The organism is Beggiatoa leptomitoformis, from assembly GCF_001305575.3.
In the GTDB taxonomy this organism is placed as follows: domain Bacteria; phylum Pseudomonadota; class Gammaproteobacteria; order Beggiatoales; family Beggiatoaceae; genus Beggiatoa; species Beggiatoa leptomitoformis.
Genome location: NZ_CP012373.2, coordinates 2,372,274 through 2,390,552, shown reverse-complemented (window position 1 = coordinate 2,390,552; position 18,279 = coordinate 2,372,274). Strand labels below are relative to the sequence as shown.

12 protein-coding genes are annotated in these 18,279 nt (G+C 41.8%); 7 read left to right on the top strand and 5 right to left on the bottom strand.

Features of this window, described 5'->3' with window-relative positions:
- Positions 1-46: 46 nt before the first annotated feature.
- From AL038_RS09950 to AL038_RS09930, 5 genes are all read right to left on the bottom strand, one after another.
- The gene (locus tag AL038_RS09950; protein WP_062152382.1) at positions 47-874 is read right to left on the bottom strand and encodes a hypothetical protein; all 828 of its coding nucleotides are present in this window, start codon (positions 872-874) and stop codon (positions 47-49) included.
- A 34-nt stretch (positions 875-908) separates the two neighbouring features.
- Complete coding sequence (locus AL038_RS09945) at positions 909-1,730, bottom strand: hypothetical protein (protein WP_062152380.1); 822 nt, start codon at positions 1,728-1,730, stop codon at positions 909-911.
- A 36-nt stretch (positions 1,731-1,766) separates the two neighbouring features.
- A protein-coding gene (locus AL038_RS09940) for an IS5 family transposase (protein WP_101539186.1) occupies positions 1,767-2,515 on the bottom strand; the annotation gives its coding sequence in 2 pieces (ribosomal slippage) (positions 1,767-2,101 and positions 2,101-2,515; 750 coding nt in all).
- Positions 2,516-2,584: 69 nt separating this feature from the next.
- On the bottom strand, positions 2,585-3,199 hold the full coding sequence (gene plsY / locus AL038_RS09935) for a glycerol-3-phosphate 1-O-acyltransferase PlsY (protein WP_062152378.1): 615 nt from the start codon (positions 3,197-3,199) through the stop codon (positions 2,585-2,587).
- A 1-nt stretch (position 3,200) separates the two neighbouring features.
- Positions 3,201-5,795: a penicillin-binding protein 1A gene (locus AL038_RS09930; protein WP_062152376.1), complete on the bottom strand. Its 2,595-nt coding sequence runs from the start codon at positions 5,793-5,795 to the stop codon at positions 3,201-3,203.
- Between the two features lie 140 nt (positions 5,796-5,935).
- Between AL038_RS09930 and AL038_RS09925 the strand changes: the two genes are divergently transcribed.
- From AL038_RS09925 to AL038_RS09895, 7 genes are all read left to right on the top strand, one after another.
- Positions 5,936-7,021, top strand: a complete 1,086-nt coding sequence (locus tag AL038_RS09925; protein WP_062152374.1) for a pilus assembly protein PilM — start codon at positions 5,936-5,938, stop codon at positions 7,019-7,021.
- 54 nt (positions 7,022-7,075) lie between these two features.
- On the top strand, positions 7,076-7,720 hold the full coding sequence (locus AL038_RS09920; protein WP_062152372.1) for a PilN domain-containing protein: 645 nt from the start codon (positions 7,076-7,078) through the stop codon (positions 7,718-7,720).
- Between the two features lie 4 nt (positions 7,721-7,724).
- Positions 7,725-8,366: a type IV pilus inner membrane component PilO gene (locus AL038_RS09915; RefSeq protein WP_083991489.1), complete on the top strand. Its 642-nt coding sequence runs from the start codon at positions 7,725-7,727 to the stop codon at positions 8,364-8,366.
- 142 nt (positions 8,367-8,508) lie between these two features.
- Positions 8,509-9,066, top strand: coding sequence for a pilus assembly protein PilP (locus AL038_RS09910; protein ID WP_062152368.1), 558 nt, complete (start codon positions 8,509-8,511; stop codon positions 9,064-9,066).
- 97 nt (positions 9,067-9,163) lie between these two features.
- Complete coding sequence (locus AL038_RS09905; protein ID WP_062152366.1) at positions 9,164-11,263, top strand: type IV pilus secretin PilQ; 2,100 nt, start codon at positions 9,164-9,166, stop codon at positions 11,261-11,263.
- 198 nt (positions 11,264-11,461) lie between these two features.
- Positions 11,462-16,702, top strand: coding sequence for a beta strand repeat-containing protein (locus tag AL038_RS09900; RefSeq protein ID WP_062152364.1), 5,241 nt, complete (start codon positions 11,462-11,464; stop codon positions 16,700-16,702).
- 166 nt (positions 16,703-16,868) lie between these two features.
- Positions 16,869-18,269 carry an aminotransferase-like domain-containing protein gene (locus AL038_RS09895; RefSeq protein WP_066246120.1) on the top strand — a complete coding sequence of 467 codons (1,401 nt, stop codon included), beginning with the start codon at positions 16,869-16,871 and terminating at the stop codon, positions 18,267-18,269.
- Positions 18,270-18,279: the final 10 nt, after the last annotated feature.

Genomic DNA, 18,279 nt, shown 5'->3' with positions numbered 1-18,279 from the left:
AATCAGACCTGTAGAATCTGACTGCTTTATTTTCATAAGATTATGACTATTGACATCCAAACGCCGATTGTGTGCCACCATTTTCAATCGTCAACTCGCCTGTTTCGCTAATGATTATCTTGCGTCCATCACTGGCAATATTGCTACTGGTGGTCACGGGAGAAACACAGGCAGGGGGCGGAATAGGAACGGGTTGGCTTTCTTGCATAGAAACACGCCATGCGTTGGTCTTGGATGCATTGGTTAAAATGATATAACCGTCTTTGTGCCATGTTGCTATCAGTGGTTCTGTGATATTCATATATTGTGCTGAGGTGATATTCAGATTGTTTGCAAAGAGAAAATCAACACTAACCGCACCACATTCAGGGCTATAAATATTTGCTAGAATTTGTCCATCAGGGGAGGGAAGAACGGTGTGGAAAACTTGAACACCTTGTGATTCTTCACGACAAGGTTGGCTGTCTTTATTAGGTGTTTCGATAATTAGAATTTCACGCCCATCTAGCAATATTTTATTGAATTGTCGCACACCATTATCTAGCAAAGATTCTACAACCAGATAACCTGCTTGTTTCATATAGTATATTTCCCCATTGAGGTTTTCACGTGCCTGTGGGGTAATCTCATGTTTATTGCTACCATCCGCATTTTGAATAAATAAACGGTGGGTTATATTGCGTTTATTATCTTGTTGTTGTTCAAACGATTGGCTAACAACAGCAATATCTGACGCATCATCCGCCCAGACAGCTTTGTCGGTTCGTTCTATGGTTTTCCATTCTTCTGGTTTTACTTCTGTACTGGTGGTGCTACAGCCATTGATGAGTAAAGCCGTTAAACTAATCCCTATTAATGATAAGTAGTAGCGCATTACACATTTTTCCTTCTTGTGACGAAACGATAAATTATTGACACCCAAAAGCGGGATATGTGCCAATAGCACTGATATTAATACCTTTCTCATCTAAACTGACAGCGCGACCATCAGCGGTAATCATGCTACTACTGGTTGCTGGGCTAAAACAACGAGGCATAGCGGTGTTGACAATTGGGGTTTGTGGTAGCAGTTGCCATGCCGTTTTTGCTGTGGTGGAAGCAAGAATAAATGCGCCATCTTTGCGCCATGTTACTTCATATTGTCCAGCATCTACGGTTAAGATTTGTTGGTCTGCAAACGTTGCACGGTCGGTCGTGTAAAACAGGATGTTAATTTGTTGACAATGCATGAGGTAGGCATACGCAATATAGTGACCATCAGCAGATGGGATGACTGTTGAGTTTAAGTCAACAGACTTATCAGGACAGGTATTTTCGGCAATGGGCGGAATTTCTAATAAAAGGCGTTCATTACCTTGTAAATCAATTTTATGAAACTGTTTTACGCCATTTTCTAGCAATGATTCGACAAGTACATAACCCGCTTGTTTCATATAATAAATTTGTCCCAGTTGATTTGGGCGATTAGAGGTAAGGGCGCGTCTATTTGAACCATCAGGATTAACGAGGAATAGTTGGTGGGAAAAATGGCGTTTTGTAGTTGTTCCCATCAAGGGGTCTAGGCTTTGGCGTTGTTCAAAACGGGTATTGCCGATAAGAAGTTCCGTGTTGTCATCTGCCCAGACAATATGCGTGTCATAACTGACAGGTTGCCACGCATAGCGGTTGGTGTTGCAAGCAGTAAGCAGTAGAAATATGCCAAATAGAAAATATTTTTTTAGCGTTATCATGTTAGAGCCTGTCATCAAATAAGAAGGGTTAAAGGTTCAAGCTAAAAGAATCAAGGTAGAAGCCAAATAAACCCCACTTAAGAAATTCCTAGCGCGTTTATCATATCGTGTAGCTATTGCACGATATTGCTTTAATTTACCAAAGAAATGCTCGATTAAATAACGTGCCTTATAAAGAGCTTTATCATAATCAGGTGGATTTAAACGATTTTTCCTGAACGGAATCACAGGTTCTATGCTTTTCTGTTTTAAAACATCTCTAACCCGTTCATCAGCATCATAAGCCTTATCAGCCAATAAAGCGTTTGCCTTTATCTGAGGAATAAGAGCATCAGCCCCTTCAAGGTCGCTTGCCTGTCCCGCAGTCAAAAAAAAAGGGTCGGATTGCCCAGTGCGTCAACAACGGAGTTAATCTTGGTACTTAAACCCCCTGCGCTACGTCCAATGGCTTCATCTGCGCCACCACCACTACTATGTTGATGCGCTCTAACTATTGTGCTGTCTATCATGGCATATTCATTATCGGCATCGGCACTTAGTATCTTGAAAACACGTTCCCAGACACCTTTCTTAGACCAACGACTGAAGCGGGTATGGACGACACGGAAATCACCAAAGCGTTCGGGGAGGTCGCGCCAAGGAATGCCACTGCGATAACGGAATAGAACAGCATCAATAAACAAGCGGTTATCTTTAGCCGTCATCCCGACATGTCCTTTACGCCCAGGGAGTAGCGGTTCTAGTTTTGACCATTGTTCATCGGTTAAGGCATAGCGACGACTCATTGTTTTATCCTTGGCGATATCTGGGTATATACCTATAATATAACATTTTTTACTATTTGATGACACGCCCTAGTCAGAGGATACATCAGCGGATTTTTTAGCGCCTATTTTACTTTCTTGTCCATTTAGCAGTTTGTGAATATTGCTACGGTGTCGCCAGATGAGTAACAAACTGATGAGAATATCCGTTGCCCAATAAGCAACTGGCGCGTGCCAAAGATAGAGGTAAAGCGGTGCAAGTGTACCTGCTATCAAGGCAGATAAGGAGGAGTAACGGCTGATAACAGCAACCAATAACCATGTTGCTAGTGTGGTGAGTCCTGCAAGACTGTTAAACATAACAATCACACCAAATGCGGTTGCTACCCCTTTCCCGCCCTTAAAGTGAAAAAATAAGGGGAATAGGTGTCCAATAAATACAGTAAATCCGACTAATGCGATGCTTACCGTTGATAAATTGAGTAATAAAGCAACACCAACAGCAATAACCCCCTTAGATATGTCCAACAGCAGGGTAACAATGGCAGCTTTTGTACCGCCTAGACGTAATACGTTGGTTGCACCGGGGTTGCCAGACCCTTGTGTGCGCGGGTCGGTAAACCCCATGACGTGACTAATGACGACAGCAGAGTTAAATGAACCTAATAAGTAGGCCATTATAAGAATTAGTATATCAATTAGCATGTTAAAAAAGTTGCTCTAAAGGATTGCCACTTTGACCTTGTGATGTATCGGGTGTGCTTTGTGACGCAGAAGAATATTGTTTAGGAACGGTGTCAGGGGAAAACTCTTCCATTTTACCATTAGGATTGTCGCCTGTTGCGCGTAGCCCTGTACTGGGGTCAATCCGTACAGTGATTAATCCATCTGGTTTTGGTAAGGTGCGTTCTTTGTATTTCTTTAAGGCTTCTTCCATAAACTCCATCCACATAGGCAATGCCGCCCGTCCCCCTGTTTCTTTGCTACCCAGTGAGCGCGGTTGGTCAAAACCAACCCATGTTGTTGTAACTACATCGGGAGTGTAACCTGAGAACCACGCATCATTAGGTCCGTTAGTTGTTCCTGTTTTTCCTGCAATGTCGTTACGATTTAGTTTTAAGGCGCGCTTTGCCGTACCAAAACGCACAACATCTTTCAACATAGAAGTCATAATCCACGCATTTTGTGGGCGTAGTACTAATTCAGCAGGACGTGGCATTTTTTCAGGTGATACAGATGAAATATTTGCATCAACAGGGGCAGGTGTGACGGTGTTTATTGGTAAGTTGGTAAAGACTTTGGTCGCTTCGGTTATTTTTGTTGTGTTGCAGTCATAACAAACGGTGGGTGGATTGGCTTCATATAGTACTGTGCCTGCACTGTCTTCAATTCGCGCAATAAAATAAGGTTCTACGGCATAACCACCATTTGCTAAGGTGGCATAACCCGTTACTAATTCTAAGGGAGTGACTTCACCAGTTCCTAATGCCGTTGTTAAATTACGTGGAATACGGTCTTTTTTAAATCCAAATTTAGTTACATAATCAATAGCATAGTCAATACCAACTTCTTCTAATAGACGAATGGAAACCATGTTTCGTGAGTGGGTTAACGCCGTGCGAACGCTGGTTGGTCCATAGAATTTATGGCTATAATTTTCAGGTCGCCATGTGATGTTGCCTGTTTGATAAGTTTTTGGTGCGTCATTGATAATGCTTGCAGCAGAAAATCCTTTATCTAAGGCGGCAGAGTAAATAAATGGTTTAAAATTAGACCCCGGTTGACGCAAGGCTTGTATAACACGATTGAATTTACTTTGGTTAAAATCAAATCCACCTGATAAGGCGATAATTGCACCATTTGCTGGTTTTAAGGCAATCAATGCACCTTCTATTTGTGGAACCGATGCCAATCGCCATTTAATTGACGGGTCGTTAAAAGTCACAAACTCATCACTAGTGGGGGCTTGTACTTCTTCGTTACCATCTTCATCCATCGTCGTATTATCAGGATTAACTTGTTGTTTAATCGCGCGAACCATAATGATATCGCCTTTATTGGCAATGTCTTTAGGGCTTCTAGGGTTTGCACCCCGTCTATCATCATCAATATATCGCCCTGCCCAAGCAAGGTTTTCCCATGTAATCTCAAAACGTCCGATACGTCCATTATAGGCTTGCAGTGTTCGCTCTTTAACGGCAAGGACGATACTGGGTAACATACCGCCGTGTATAGAATACTTACTGAGTAAAGTGTTTAATTCTTCAGGATTAGGATCAGCGGATATTTTTTCATGTCCTATTGCACCACGATAACCATGACGCTCATCATAATCAAAGAGGGCATTACGCAATGCGGTTTGTGCTTTGCTTTGTAATGCAGGGTCTATGGTTGTAAAAACTCGAAGTCCTTTAGTATTAAAATCATCACCATATTTTTCTTGCATGTAAGCACGCACCATCTCGGCTATGTAAGGTGCATCAGCTTCTAACGTTGTCGCATAAATTTTGGCGGTATTAGGCGCGTTAATTGCCTCTGCATGTTGGGCAGGCGTGATATACCCAAACTCTAACATGCGATTCAAAATGTAATTGCGTCGTTGCATGGCGCGTTCTGGATTGCTAATAGGATTATTAGCGGATGGTGCTTTAGGAAGTCCTGCTAACATTGCATATTCAGCAACCGTTAAGTCTTGTAAATTGTGCCCATAATAAATCTGTGCAGCAGCCCCTACACCATAAGCTCGATTGCCCATGAAAATAACATTTAGATACAATTCTAAAATTTCTTCTTTTGTCAGTTCACGTTCAATTTGTAATGCAAGGAAGATTTCTTTTAATTTACGCTCAAATTTTTTCTCAGGAGAAAGTAGGAAATTACGTGCAACTTGCATCGTTATAGTACTACCGCCTTGAGATTTTTCGCCCGTTTTTAGGTAACTCCACGCAGCACGTAACAACCCTTTTAAATCAACGCCTGAGTGTTCAAAAAAACGGGAATCCTCAGCCGCTAAGACAGCATTGACCATCATTGGAGGCAAACTATCTTTTCCGATGGGAATACGTCGTTGTTCGCCAAATTCGGCGATTAATTTGCCGTCATTGGTATAAACCCGTAACGGTACTTGAAGCTGAATATCCTTCAGCCGTTCGGTAGCAGGTAATTGTGGAATAATATACCATTGCAAGTAAATTCCAATACCTATCATGATGGTAGCTAAAAGCAGGCCCATCACAAGAAAAGCGCGAAAAATCTTATAGAAGAATTGGCTGATAATCATAAGCAAACAGTAAAATGACATTTATACTTTTCATTATAAAGCGTTGTGAGTAAAGACTCTAATCAATACTTTTTAATAAGTATTGACCTATAGTTAGCTTTAGAGTTTAATGTATATTAACAAATATCCTGTATAACATATCTGTTTTAAAGGAAAATTCAGTGGGAATCTTTAGTTTAAAGCCTGAACCGCTGGTGGGCATAGATATAAGCTCTACAGCCGTTAAACTACTTGAACTCAGCCGAGCGGGTAATAACTACAAGGTTGAGAGTTACGCGATAGAACCCTTGCCAGAAAAAGCGGTAGAGGATAAAAACGTCGTCGAACTAGAAACTGTTGGTGAGGCCATTAGTCGTGTTGTTCGCCGTGCTAAGCCAAAAGCACAGTTTTCTGCGGTTGCTGTTTCTGGTCCTGCCGTGATTACCAAAATCATCGAAATGGACAAAGGCATGTCAGATGATGAACGACGCGCCCTGATTGAAGCCGATGCTGAGCAATATATCCCTTACCCCTTAGACGAAATCAGCTTTGACTTTGAGGTTATTGGTCCTAATGATAAAGACCCTGAGACACGCATGGATGTTCTTTTAGCTGCCTCGCGTAGTGAAAATGTTGAAATACGCATTGCAAGTGCAGAACTGGGTGGATTAAAAGTCAGGGTCGTGGACATTGAAAAGTATGCACTCGAAAATGCGTTTCGTCTATTGGCAGAAAGCGATCCTGAAATTAACGTGGATGAAACCATTGGTTTAGTCGATGTAGGTGCAACAACCACAACGATTAATGTATTAGGGAATAATAAGATTGTCTATTCGCGTGAAGAGTTATTTGGTGGTAAACGACTCACCGAAAATATTCAGCATCGTTATGGTATTAGTTATGAAGAAGCCAACTTAGCAAAGCGTAACGGTGGATTGCCAGACGATTATGAAATTGAAGTATTAGAACCCTTTAAAGCAGAAATGGCACAACAAATTAGCCGTATGGTGCAATATTACTATTCATCAGATGCTTCTCCGAAATATGGGCAGTTATCACATATTCTCATCGCGGGTGGTTGTGCGTCCATTCCGGGCATTATAGAACATGTCAGTAATAAGGTTGGAGGGCATGTCACGATTGCAAATCCTTTCGCTTCCATGTCGTTATCCGCTAAAGTTCCTAAGAAGGATTTAATGCGCGATGCCCCTGCATTAATGATTGCATGTGGGTTAGCATTGCGGACTTTTGACAAATTTAATTATTGATGACGTATTCCTTTGATAACAACTTCGTTGGGATAGGCATGAGGCATTAACACGATGGCAAATATTAACCTCCTCCCTTGGCGTGAAACGCTAAAGCATGAACGTGAAACCCGTTTTTTCATTATTCTGGGTATTTCACTGGCCATCGCAGGTTTGGTAGTGTTAGGCGTACATCTGTATATGGAAGGTGAAATCGACTACCAAAATAGTCGCAACAGCTATATCACCTCAGAAATTGATATTGTTAAAAAACAAATTGAGGAAATTAAAGAGTTAGAAGCAAAAAAAGCGGTGTTAATTGAGCGGATGAATGTGATTCAGCAATTGGAGGCTAGTCGCCCTTTATCTGTCAGATTGATGGATGAAATGGTGTTGCGCGTCCCTGAAGGGGTTTACTTCACCAACATGACACAAAAGCAAGATAATCTGACTATAGAAGGCGTTGCGCAATCTGATGCACGTGTTTCTTCACTAATGCGTCAATTAGATAGTTCCCCTTATCTAGCAAGTCCAATGGTTGAATTTATTGAAAATAAAGATGAGAAAGTGGTAGCAGGTGCGCAACAGGCTCGTACCCCTGCTAATGCAACCACTAAACGCACAATCAGTAGCTTCAAATTAACATTAAAACAAGAAACGCCTAAAGAAGAAGACCCATTGATGAACTCACCAGATAAACCTGCTCAGTCCAGCAAATGAGGGCATGATAATGAAATTTAATGCGGATGATTTTAGCAATTTAGACGCTAAGAATATGGGCAATTGGCCTATTCCTGTTAAAGCCGTTGCCATACTCTTTGCTTGTGCTTTAGCGTTAGGTGCAGGTTATTACTTTGATACGCAAGACCAGATAACACGCTTAGAAACCGTACAGCGTAAAGAAGGTGAGCTAATCAAAGAGTACACTGATACCCAATGGAAAGCGGCAACACTACCTAGGCTTAAAGAACAATTAGTGACCATTGAAAAATCCCTCACTGATTTACAACGGCGTTTGCCAAATCAAGCGGAAGTTGCAGGGCTGATTCAAGATATATCACAAGCGGCAATTGCAACTGGTTTAAAGTCTGAACTCTTCAGACCAGGTACACAGCTTCAAGAAAATAACTATTATATTTTGCCTATCGCCTTGCGCTTAAGCGGTGACTATCATGCTTTTGGTAAATTTGTCAGTCAAGTCGCTTCTATGCCACGGATTGTGACGCAGCATGATATTACAATTAAGAGCGTGACAGCAAAAGGACCGTTGACGATGGAGTTAGTCGCACGGATTTACTTTTTCCCTGATGCAGATTCTGCGGCTGCGATAGATACAAAAGCAAAACCAAAACCGCCCAAAAAATAACATTCTCCTCTTGGATGAAGAAATTTATACCTTGGTGGATTAGCTTGCTCATCAAGTATTACCCTGATTACCTAACAGCGTGTAAGCAGAATAAGATAATGAATAATAAATTCAGAGTATTATCTGTTGCGGAGAGTTCGACATGCGTTTATTAACTTACACTGTAAGTTGTTTATTTTTCACACTCTTGCTTACTGCTTGTAGTGACAGAGGAATGGCAGATTTAGAAGCGGAAATTGGTCGTATCAAAGCACGGGATAACCCACAGGTTGAGCCAATTCCCGAATTTAAGCTCGTACCCAGTCATTTTTATGAAGTTGATAACAAACGCTCACCCTTTGAAAGATGGGATGATTCTGCACAAGGCTCAGAAGATGGAAACAATACGGGTCCTGTCGTTATAGATTGTCCTAAGCCAGACCCATTTCGTGTACGAGTTGGGTTGGAATCATCTCCCTTAGATGCGTTAAAACTGGTAGGTATTTTAGAAGATGCAACAGGGACTACATGGGGATTAATTATGTCACCTGAAGGGTTAATTACCCGAGTACAAACGGGTGATTATATGGGACAAAATAGCGGATTAATCACCAGTATCACAGATAGAGAAATAGAACTCTTGGAACTACATCCTGACCCAGCTCTACCAGGATGTTGGAAAGAACAACAAACAAAACTGGCAATGCCAGAGGAACAATAGCGAGGTTCTGCTCATGGATATGCGCATATTCTTTTTTAATCCTTTTAAAAGAAGGCAATATCAACAGCATCTGTTTGCCAGATGGCTTCTGCTTATCATGAGTTTGGGAAGCTTCTCAACGGCTCAAGCAGCTATCAATCAACTTGATAAAGTTGGTTTTTCTACATTGCCAGGTAATCGGGTACAAATTAATTTAGATTTTGCAGGTAATGCACAAACGCCTATCAGCTTTTCTACAGAAAATCCTGCACGGATTGTTCTAGATTTTCCCAATACAGCTATGCGGGTAGATAACCGTTCTCAAGTTATTGGGATTGGTGCTGTACAAGGGGCTAATGTTGTAGAGACCAATGACCGCACACGAGTTGTCTTAAACCTCGTGCGCCTTGTCCCCTTTACCATTCAATCACAAGGTAATCGAGTTTATGTAGAAGTGGCCAATGTAGGCAATCAAATTGCGCCACCCGCTAACTCACCCATTACTGCTGTCAGCCAAAAGGCTGCGACTTTATCTGCTAAGGCCGTTGAAGCTCCTCGGGGCCCTCGTATTGAAAATATTAATTTTAAACGGACGCGTGAAGATTCTGCACAAATCATTATTACCCTCTCAGACCCAGAATCTATTGTTAATATTCAGCGTGAAGTCAATGACCTTATCGTTGATATAGAAGATACGGCTTTACCAGAAAGTTTAGATCGTAAATTAGACGTAACGGATTTCGCGACACCTGTCAGCTTTATCGATGCTAAACAACAAGGAAAGAATGTTCGTATGGTCATTACTCCAAAAAACAATGAGTTTGACCATCTTGCTTATCAATCAGACAATCAATACATCATAGAGGTCAAACCACTAACCGCCGATGAAAAGGAAACGCTAAAGAAAACTGATCCAGCCTATGCAGGACAACGGGTTTCCTTCAATATCCAAAATATCCCTGTCAGTAGTGCCTTGATGTTACTGACTGAATTACCGGGCGTTAATCTCAATATCATCACCAGCCCAGCGGTTAGCCAACTTCCTCCTATTAGTTTGCGGTTAAAAAACGTTCCTTGGGACCAAGCATTGGAAATTATTTTACAATCTCAAGGGTTGGGTAAAAAACAGATTGGTAATGTGATGACCATTGACTTAAAAACCAATTTGGATGAGCGCGAACGTAAAGAATTAGAAGCACAAAAAGCTATAAAAGAGCTTGAACCTGTTGTGACCAGACAATTTCAAATCAACTATGCTAAAGCCAGTGATTTAGTTAGCTTACTACGCGAAAGTTCCGCAGAAAAAAGTCATTCTTTTCTGTCTGAGCGTGGTAGCGTGACACAAGATGTAAGAACCAACAAATTGATTATTCAGGATACAGCAACAAAGCTGGATGAAATTGCCGTGCTTGTTGCGGCGATTGATACCCCTATCAGACAGGTTCTTATCGAAGGACGTGTGGTAATTGCTGAAGAAAGTTTTGGCAAAAGTTTAGGTGTTAAATTTGGGTATGGTGCTGATCAAGATTTAGGCAGTGGTTATGGCGTTGTTGTTGGGGGTAAAACGACAGGTGACACCGAATTTAGTTCAGGTACATCCTTCCAAGTTGATGGTAATGAAGGCTTAATGGTCTCACTGCCTGCAGTTGCCTCTGCAATTGGTGCAAGTGCTACATCACAAACAGCCTCGGTTGGATTGGCGATTGGGAAAATTGGTAGCTACTTATTGCAATTAGAGTTATCAGCTTTACAGGTAGAGGGGCGTGGAGAGGTTATTTCTAGCCCACGTGTTGTCACCTCAAACCAAAAAAAGGCGACTGTTTTGCAAGGGGTAGAATTCCCTGTTGCAGGAACGGCTGGGGTAGGTGCTACAGCAGCACCTACCTTTAAAGAAGCCTTGTTACAATTGGATGTTACACCACAAATAACCCCTGATGATCGTGTCATCATGGATTTAAACGTGAAAAAAGACGATGTAGCATCAACTTCAGGTTCAATTAATCGCCGTGAAGTGGAAACACAGGTGTTAGTTGATAATGGAGAAACCGTTGTGTTAGGTGGGGTTTACGAACAGAAGACGGAAAACAAAGTGGAACGTGTCCCATTTTTTAGTGACTTGCCACTGGTTGGCAATCTCTTTAAAACAAGAACAAACACAGAGAATAAATCTGAATTGCTTATCTTTATTACACCTAGAATTATTAAAGGTAATTCCTAATGACTCGATTGTTTATTGCTTTGTCGCATAACTTTACCTGCGCTTAGGTGCAGTTGTTTTAACCTTAAAGCTGATACAGTCAAACGTTCAAGGGTAATCGACCTATACCTGCATATTTTTGAAATGTGTCAGTTTTAAACCTAAGACGCAAAGAAAAATGAAATTGTTTAGAATCAAATTTAATAGAGGATATGTCTGATGTTTATACGTATTTTATTAAGATGGCTACTATACGCCTTCATACTGGGGACACTCAGTGCTTGTGGTGGCGGGAGCGACGAAGCAAGTAACTTACTGGATGATAAGGGTACTGATACTCCTACTACTGATCCTGATACCACGACACCTACAACGGTTTCCGTGCTTGTCACGGGTGAAACGGTTGTTGCGGTTGGGGATAATACCGCAACAATTACTATCACAACTTTAGATGGCACAAGTACCACGACAACTGCTACTGTCCCTAATGTTCCTTTCCGTGTCAGCGTTACAGGTTCAGCACGGTTTAGCAATGGAGAAGCTACCCTAGATGCAGTGAGTAACTCGCAAGGACAATCAACGCTTACAATTACTGATAGTAGCCTTGAAAATGTTCTTGTGAGTTTCTCAGGCAGAGATAACTATACGGGAAGTTTCAGCTTTAGCGTCTATTTTGGTGGGACTGTTACCGCTAGTATTTCACCTGCTTATCCAACAACGATTATTGCAGGGGGTTCAGATACAGCAACCCTAACGGTACAAGCACGAGATGCAACAGGCTTACCTATCGTCGGTCAAAATGTTTCCCTTTCCTTTGCACAAGGCTCTTTTGCAACAGCGTCAACGACAGAAACGACATCTGTTACTAATTCACAAGGGCAATTTGTTGCAACGATTACAAATACGGTTGCACAAGATACGTCTGTCACACCTGTTGTGGGGGGGTACACTGTAAAACCCGCGCTTGCTATGCGCTTTGGAGCATCAACGGTTTATACCAATCCAACCGCCGTTGATTTGCTTGTTGCCGCGAATAATGTGCCAGCAGATGGTACAACAACAGCCAGATTACTTGTCGTTGCACGCGATGATGCAGGTGTCCCTGTTACCAACGTTCCCATTAGTATTTCAATCAGTTCAGGGTCAGCCCAACTCAGTACCAATGGCTCAACTTACCAACCCGTCTTTATTAATGGTAATACAGGTAGCGCAGGGAATTTCAGCGTTTACATCAAAAATACGGTAGAAGAAGATGTTACGCTAACCGCCTCAGCACGCATTACGAATTCTGACAGTACAACAGCAATTATCAGTGATAGCGTCACTATTACCTTTAAAAACGCGGTTGTAGACCCAACAACTACAGTAACAATCTCCTCAGTCACCTTAGATGCCCCCATTTATACACCTGTTGCTGCTGCAACAGCTAACGGTACGGACACAGCCAGTATTGTTGGACGGGTTTTATACAGCGACAGTACCCCTGTTGCAAATACAACCGTTAGCTTCTTAACCAGTAATGGGTTATCTATTCCAAATGCAACTACTGACAGTGCGGGTTTTTTCCGTCTTTCTTTGAGCAGTACAACGGTTGTTAGCTACACACTTCGTGCGGTTGTTGCAGGTATTTCTAGCAGTTCTATTACAGTTGCATTTATTGCGCGTGCCACAACACCTGATACAGAAACTCCCACATCACCCTCTAATGTCACTTTAATCGCCAGTCCATCTTCAACACTTGCTGATGGGACAAGTAGCATTACCTTGACGGCAATTGTGCGAGATTCTACCAGTACACCCATGACAGGAATACAAGTGAGTATTTCTGCTGCCGGTACAGCTGCTAGTACAGCACTGTTTGACAATGGTATTGTAAAAACGGGTTCATCAGGGACTGCCGTCTTTAAACTCACTAATACGGTAGCTGGTAACGTGTCCGTAACAGCGTCTGCTGTTGCACTCACCACTGCAGGTATTCCCAGTGGTACAACTGTAACAGATACTGAAGTCGTTACTTTCACCAATCCTGCAACACAAGTTGCTCAATTAGATGTCAGTTGCTCACCTGTTGGTACTTCTACTGGCACTGATGTGACTTGCGGTACAGGTTTAAAAGCCAATGGCACAGATCAAGCAACCATCAGCGTTGTGGCGCGTGATTCAACAGGAAAACCCGTTGCAAACGCACCTATCATTATTCTTGGCACGGGCGGTGCGGCAGTTGCTGACCCTTCATCAGGTGTAACAAATAGTAATGGTTTCTTCTCTGCTTCTGTCACTTCTACGGATGTAGGACCTGCTGATTTCACCGTAACGGTAGAGAATGTTTCTACAGGGGGTTCTAACATTGCTAAAAATGTCCGTATTAATTTTGAAGCAACTGCTGGTACTGCACCTGCTTTTATTGATGTAGAAGCAATCAACTCTCCACAACCTGCTGATGGAACTTCAAAAATTATATTGGTTGTTACACCACGGGATTCAACAAATACACCTATTACGGGTGCTGCTGTTGAAATTTTTGTTGATTCCATTAATGCAACTATTGCTGGTTCTACAGGTACAACCAATTCTTTAGGTGAATACCGTGCAACGGTAACTAGTACGGTTGCTGAAGAAAATATTTCTGTTGTCGCGGTTTCTAGTGGTGTTCGGTCAGATAAGAACAGTACACCATTAAAAATCACCTTTACTGGTGGTACAACGCTACCTGCTGACCAAATTCCTGACAGTTTGGTATTAACGGTTTCTCAACCCAGTGTTGAAACAGGCAGTAATATTGAAGTCACGTTGTTAGCTAGAAAGAATAACTCACCGTTAGGTGATGTTCCTATCGTCCTCTCTGCAACAGGGGATATTGCAGGATCAACCATTTTTACCGCATTCTCAGGAAAAACAGCAACCTCTTCAGGGGCTTTTACAACAACGGTTACCAGTAGTAAAGCAGGTACAGTTACTATTCAAGCCAGACTTAATGCTACAAATGTAGTGCTAACCAGCAATGCCATTGAATTAACCTTTAATCCTTCATCAGGCAGTACTGCAGATATTGCAAGTCTTGAGTTGCTCAGTAGTTCATCAACGTTAAATTCAGAAGGGGATAGTGATGGAGTGACTATCACGGGTTTGGTTAAAGACTCAAAAAATAACCTACTTAGTGACGTAACTATCAATTTCTCTTCAGTTTGTGGTATTCCAAGTACACCAACACCTGCCGATGGCTTAACTGTTACAACATGTGAAAGCGTTGACCCAACCACGAGTGAATCCCGTGCTGGCGCTGGTGGAGAATTGCTGCCGATTTTAATTTCTGGCACAACAACGGGGACACCCGGTGTAACGGATACTTCTGGACGGGCGCAAGCGCGTTTGACAACACAAAGTAATGCAGATAATCGCTACATTACCGTCATAGCGTCTGTGAGCAAAGGTGATGGAACAACTTTACAAAAAGCTATTTCCGTCAAGGTAATTGGTACAACATTAAATATTACGGGACCTTCCTCACTGATTATTAACAATGTGGGAACTTATGTTATTACTCTCCGTAATTCAAAAAATGATCCCCTCGCAGGTCAAACGTTATTAGTAACGTCAGCCAATGGAAACAACATTACTTATGGACAAACAACAGCAACACAAGTAAATGTTGTAACCGATGTAAGTGGACGGGCAGAGATTACCTTGCAAGCCAGTACTGGTTTGAGTAATCAAGGTATCTTAACTGACACGTTAAGTGCCTCTAAACCGGGGGCATCAGCAATTACACCTGCAACATTAGCCATTTCCATTTCAACTGATCAGTTGGAGGTTGTACCTGTTACTGCTAATGCTGATTGTTTAAGTATTACCGATTGTCAAATACCGATAGGCCAAACTCAGCAATTTAGAATTGTGTGGACACAAGCCAGTGGTCCTATTAGTGGTGATGTACAAGTGACATCAACACGCGGTACTTTAACACCGGGAAATACCGTATCATTAGATGCTGATACAACATGTAAAACAACGCCCTTTGTGGCAAACTGCTTTACATTGAGTTCTGCTGATGCAGGGGTTGCGACAGTGAGTATTAGTGGTGTTCGGACAACGCCACCGCCTCCCTCAATTACATTTAACATAACCTTTATTGCAACCACAGCTAGCAAACTAACATTGCAGGCATCCAGTACCGTGTTAAGTACCAACACGGCAGGAAGTACTGACCAACAATCCGAAATAACGGCAATTGTTCGTGATGCGAATGATAATCTTGTCAGTAATAAAACGGTTACATTTGTTTTAACCGATGTAACGGGTGGTTCTTTAACACAAGGTTCAGCGACTACCGATGCTTTCGGACGCGCAACTACAACTTATATTGCAGGTACGACAACCAGTTCAACTGATGGTGTGAAAATTACAGTTACTGTGGATGGTTTATCTGAGGTTATTAATTTAACGGTTGGACAGCGCAGTTTATTTGTCACGGTTGCATCAGGTAATGTTATTGAAGATGACCAGAACTTAGGTATTCGTTATAAATTACCGCATACTGTTTTAGTCACAGACTCCAATGGTTCACCTGTCAATAATAGTGTTGTTACACTGAGCATTTATCCGCACTACTATATTCGCGGTTCTTTGAGTGCTTCTAGCTATTATCAATGTATCAATGAAGATACAAATCGGAATGGGATATTAGATAGTGGAGAAGATTTAAATAGCAATGGTTCATTAGACCCAGGCGGGGTTATTACCTTGGATGCCTTAACAGTTACCACAGGTCCAACCACAAGCTCACCCAACACATCGGCAGGTTTTGCAGATTTTAATGTTGTGTATGCGAAACAGTATGCAAATTATCTCATCGATGTAGAGTTAAAAGCGCAAACCACTGTTTCAGGAAGCGAAGCATCAGATAGTTTATCTTTTGTTCCACCTTGTAGCAAAGCAGATGCAGATGCTGAAACATGCCCTGTTTCTAATCCTTTTGCATCAACAGCAGCATTACTGGGTGGATGTACCTTAGTGACACAAAATACAGGTGTTGTATTAGCTGATTCACAAATTCCTGATCTTGTAACCTTGGTAATTACGCCACCAACAATAAATGTTGATACCGTTAGTACTGATATATTAGGTGATGAGCTTGGACAATTAACCGTTGTTGCCCAGAAAATTGACCCAACATCGCCGACAGGAAAAATTGCTTTAAGTGGTATTCCTATTACGCTATATGTTGACCCAGTTGCCACGCCAGATATTAAAGGTTCTATTGTGTTTGGTGCCTCTTCTGGTACGACGACAGGTGATGCTGATACGGGTTCATTTGTTACCACGATTAAAGGACTATGTCCGGGTCAAGTCTCTATTACTGCGCGGATTGAAGCGACAAATAGTAATCTGCCTATCAGTAATGTAGCGACAGTTACCTTTGTACTAAAACAAGGGGCTACTAAACCCGCAGGTTGCCCATAACCCCTAGGCTAATCCCCTAAACCAACCATACCCTCTGCCTTAAAAACAGAGGGTATTTTTTTGTCCTTAATTTTTAGGTGATTACAAATATGGTGTAAATTACATTACTATTACCGCAAGTAATTTAAGAAATTTGTTGCCCTATATTAAGGGCATGGAGTTGGTTATGTCCTTAATTAGTCTAAATAATCAGGACACTGTTTCTTTAATAGAACAAATTGTGCGCGGGATTCAACAACAAGTGGATACGCGAATACTACGCAACGGAACACGCTTGCCTTCTATTCGCAAATTTGCAGAAACACACTGCATTAGTCGTTTTACGGTTGTTCAAGCCTACGATAAATTAGTGGCATCAGGCTATTTAGAATCACGGAAAGGCTCAGGATTTTATGTTACTAAACCAATCACCAATGAAGTGATTATAGAAAATCCCTGTCATTTAGAACGGGCTGTTGATGTCTTATGGTTGTTACATCAATCTTTTCATACGAGTGACCATTACGCTTCCCCCGGTTGTGGCTGGTTACCTGTGGAATGGCGCGATGAAGCCAGTTTACAAAAAGCCATGCGGACAGTGTCACGGCATCACGACTACGCAAGCGGTGGATATGGCAATATTTATGGCTATACGCCCTTACGTCAAGACTTACAAAAACGCCTTGCGGAACTGGGCATTGTCACGACAATACAGAATATTATAACCACCTATGGGGCTACACATGCCATAGACTTAGTTGGACGTTATTTGGTACGCCCCGGTGATGCTGTATTGGTTGATGACCCCGGTTATTACACGTTATTTGGTCATTTAAAAGCCTTAGGGGCAACATTAGTGGGTGTACCTCGCACACTAGATGGTTCTGACACACAAGTAATGGAGTCACTGATTCAACGATATAAGCCAAAAGTATTTTTTACAAATACCGTCTTGCATAACCCAACAGGAACTAGTTTAAGCCAAGCCAATGCCCATCGTATTTTACAACTCGCGGAAAAATATGATTTAACTATTATTGAAGACGATGTTTATGGTGATTTTAGCCCGTCAAATGTGCCACGTTTAGCAACGTTAGACCATTTACAGCGCGTGATTTATATCAGCAGTTTTTCTAAAACGATTACTACCAGTGTGCGAGTTGGGTTTCTTGCTGCTCGAGCGGACATATTACACGCATTAGTTGACCTAAAATTATTAACCAGTTTAACAACCTCAGAAACCAATGAACGCGTTGTACACCAAGTACTTGTTGATGGTTATTACCGTAAACATTTGGATAAATTGCGGATGCGCGTGCAAATCGCGCGTGAAAAAACCATGAAACAACTAGAAAAAGCAGGATTGGAAATTTTTGCAGAAACTGAACACGGTTTATTTATTTGGGCGAAGTTACCAGATTGTCACGATGCCGCCCATATTGCGAGTTTAGCCGCCAAACAGGGAATTATGCTTGCACCGGGGAATGTATTTCGCCCACATCAAGAATCTTCACCTTGGTTACGCTTTAATGCGGCATTTTGTGAAAATGCGGACATTTTTCGGTTTTTAGCAGAAATTCATCATTAATATTATTAGA

Bases quoted from the DNA above. Each gene is read 5' to 3' on its own strand.
- AL038_RS09950 (WP_062152382.1), bottom strand. From the start codon at position 874: ATGCGCTACTACTTATCATTAATAGGGATTAGTTTAACGGCTTTACTC.
- AL038_RS09900 (WP_062152364.1), top strand. From the start codon at position 11,462: ATGTTTATACGTATTTTATTAAGATGGCTACTATACGCCTTCATACTG.
- AL038_RS09915 (WP_083991489.1), top strand. From the start codon at position 7,725: ATGATAATGAAATTTAATGCGGATGATTTTAGCAATTTAGACGCTAAG.
- AL038_RS09910 (WP_062152368.1), top strand. From the start codon at position 8,509: ATGCGTTTATTAACTTACACTGTAAGTTGTTTATTTTTCACACTCTTG.
- AL038_RS09930 (WP_062152376.1), bottom strand. From the start codon at position 5,795: ATGTCATTTTACTGTTTGCTTATGATTATCAGCCAATTCTTCTATAAG.
- AL038_RS09920 (WP_062152372.1), top strand. From the start codon at position 7,076: ATGGCAAATATTAACCTCCTCCCTTGGCGTGAAACGCTAAAGCATGAA.
- plsY (WP_062152378.1), bottom strand. From the start codon at position 3,199: ATGCTAATTGATATACTAATTCTTATAATGGCCTACTTATTAGGTTCA.
- AL038_RS09895 (WP_066246120.1), top strand. From the start codon at position 16,869: ATGTCCTTAATTAGTCTAAATAATCAGGACACTGTTTCTTTAATAGAA.
- AL038_RS09905 (WP_062152366.1), top strand. From the start codon at position 9,164: ATGAGTTTGGGAAGCTTCTCAACGGCTCAAGCAGCTATCAATCAACTT.
- AL038_RS09945 (WP_062152380.1), bottom strand. From the start codon at position 1,730: ATGATAACGCTAAAAAAATATTTTCTATTTGGCATATTTCTACTGCTT.